Origin of the sequence: Pseudoalteromonas sp. SG44-1, assembly GCF_014164315.1 — a bacterium.
GTDB lineage: Bacteria > Pseudomonadota > Gammaproteobacteria > Enterobacterales > Alteromonadaceae > Pseudoalteromonas > Pseudoalteromonas rhizosphaerae.
Genome location: NZ_JACJEW010000132.1, coordinates 1 through 2,648, shown reverse-complemented (window position 1 = coordinate 2,648; position 2,648 = coordinate 1). Strand labels below are relative to the sequence as shown.

Genomic DNA, 2,648 nt, shown 5'->3' with positions numbered 1-2,648 from the left:
GATCGGCAAAATCATTAAGAACACAAAAGTGATCATTATCGCGTGATTTTCGTGATCAAAGCTTAATGAGAATAAGCGATCAAAGTTAATGCCATTGGGTGATCAAAGCTGGTGAGAATATGCACCATGAAAACAATCGATTTTTCTCTAGCAATTTAATGCAGTAATAAAACGTTTGATAAGAAATCGAGTCAGACTGGGCTTTAGGTACTTTCCTTGATGTTTTTACGCCATCATCTCCCTTAATGCTGACTTCTACACTTTGATAGTAAAAATCATAAAGTCGGTACATTTGGGTATAGCTAATCCGATTAAACATTTTCTTACCCAGCCGCCTAAGGAACTCTTCAATATTCTTTTCATCTTCGGGCAATCTATTACGGTATTCTGTAGATGTTGTATGCCTTCCTCGCTTCGGTGAGTTTTCCGAAAAATCAGAAATAGGCTGATAATTACAGCCACAATATCGATAGTTCGGGTACATCGCCTCTAGACATGCACCTCTATAAAAGTACTGAGACAATAAACGTGCAATATGAACCGCATTGACACCAGTTGCTATGCTTAATGTTTTGATATGATGCGATGCTAAATTGGTATACAGGTACTCGTAACGTTTTTCATCATCTTCAACAATAGGAGCGATAAGTTCATAACGATCTTTCGCATCTTGTATCCTTTCCGAGACTATTTTATCCCGCTTTAATTTAGGCAATTGCTTAGGAATATAAAGACCATTTTGGTACTCAGTTTTTTCTACTAAATAATCATATTTAGAAATATGGCGATTGAACTCGTCTATGCTTGCACACAATGGCTTACTTTGTACCCGGCTAGGTCTTATCGGTGAACGCTTTGGATCTTTAGACAATGATTTACGGGCTTTAGGTTGCTGATTCAGATCAAAATAAGCAATTTTTCCATGTTGATAGTTAACATCAACAACCAATAAATTTATTGAGTTTTTTTCTGTATGAATAATGGTGTGTTTATGAAACATACTATGCGACCTGTTTGAGGATAAGAGGTCTATATGGATTTATTTTAACTTCAAGATTTGCTGGTATTTGATGAGTCCAAATTCCCCATTGGAACAAAGCATATAAATCAGAGTAAGACAGCATTAATTTTGATGTTAGCTTTTCCAGGTTAACTTTTACTTCATCACTTTCATTCGCTAAACATAAACTTACGAATTCATATAAAAACCGTTCTTCATGCTCAATGAATTGATTTTTGTATTTTGCAGACTCTCGATGTGCTTTTAGGTTATGGGCGCAAATTTTAGAGATATGAGCATCAGTTATGAGCCGATATAAAATCCCTAGTTCCTCGTAGTACCTGCGCTCCAATTCAAGCTTGAACAAAGTACGATGTACGGAAATCGGATGTTTTGATTTAAAATCAAGTGAGTCCATTGGTTTATATGAACGAGCTATTTGAGTCACTTTCCTTTGGATTGGATCGTATTCTCGGCATAATAAATCTGTAGACATGATGTAAGCCTCACCATCACTATCTTGAGGGTATTTACCGCCCATTTCATTCGCGATTTTAATTGCTCGCTCAATGTCCCATAGTGGGAACTGTTCAAAATAATCGATGATATGCGGAAGGGATTCGTAATAGATGCCTGCACGATACTCACCATCAGATAAAAAGTGATGATTACGGCCTGCTTTAACGCCTCTAAAGAAGTGTCTTCGAGTTCCTTTGGGACCACTCCAAACTTTTATGATCGGCTGAAACTCTCCTTTAGCCATGCTATCAATCCATTTTCTTATACTCCCTGTAGCTTTATTTATTTTTACTCTCATTTATCCCACCTCTTAATCGTTAACTAAAAGTTCAGATACAGGGTGATAAAAAGCTGATGATTTAATCGAATTTGTCATTTTTAAAATCTCATAATGTAAATTTCAAAAGACTTATAGCACCAAATAAAAACAAGATCAAGCCATTGATTTTATTAAGTATTTTGACATTTCGCTTATTTATTTAAATAGTAAATCAACAATGAATTTTTCCTAAAAAACAGAAGTTTTCACAAAAAACTGTTAACTAATTGATAGGGTTTAGAAAGAATGTTTGGGTAGGTAATTACTATTTAATTAACGATCTGCAATGTCATTATTAAATTAGAGGTAAGTAGTAATTATTTTTATAAAAATAGAATGAAAATAATTTTAAAAAAGTGATTATATTTTCAAAAATGTTTAGATCTCATCGTTTTTGCAACGCACTAACATTTGAGCAAATGAATTTTTTAAGGGGTGATTGGCAATGTGTAGATCTATCACTTTGACTGATTTATTAGGAGGTAAAAGTGGCTACTGGATACCTTCGACGCTTTAGCGTCGGTATACCTCATTTCTCTGAAATGAGAAGATAACCATGTAGATTAAAGCGATCTGTGAGAAGAAATAATCTCGGTAATATTTATTTTTATTGTCCTCAATTATATAAGGAGCACTTGTTTTCAAAAATTTACAGTAGAAATCATCGTAAAAGGGTATTTCGACATCGGAGTTTTTCAAGTTAGTTGTCGCCTCAAGTTAAATTTTATGCCACCCGCATTTCTTCTTTTTTCTCAGGATTTAAATTTACTTCCTTAATTATTGACCAATCGCGTGATTTTCCTGACCAAC

General features: G+C 34.4%; 2 protein-coding genes. Both read right to left on the bottom strand.

The genetic code is table 11. The features are described from left to right. Positions 1-85: 85 nt before the first annotated feature. Positions 86-1,000 carry a hypothetical protein gene (locus tag H5187_RS23055; RefSeq protein WP_182795016.1) on the bottom strand — a complete coding sequence of 305 codons (915 nt, stop codon included), beginning with the start codon at positions 998-1,000 and terminating at the stop codon, positions 86-88. 1 nt (position 1,001) lies between these two features. Next, on the bottom strand, positions 1,002-1,817 hold the full coding sequence (locus H5187_RS23050) for a TnsA endonuclease N-terminal domain-containing protein (RefSeq protein WP_182798425.1): 816 nt from the start codon (positions 1,815-1,817) through the stop codon (positions 1,002-1,004). Between the last annotated feature and the right edge of the window lie 831 nt (positions 1,818-2,648).

Excerpts from the sequence above, each read along its gene's own strand:
- H5187_RS23055 (WP_182795016.1), bottom strand. The coding sequence starts at position 1,000 with ATGTTTCATAAACACACCATTATTCATACAGAAAAAAACTCAATAAAT.
- H5187_RS23050 (WP_182798425.1), bottom strand. The coding sequence starts at position 1,817 with ATGAGAGTAAAAATAAATAAAGCTACAGGGAGTATAAGAAAATGGATT.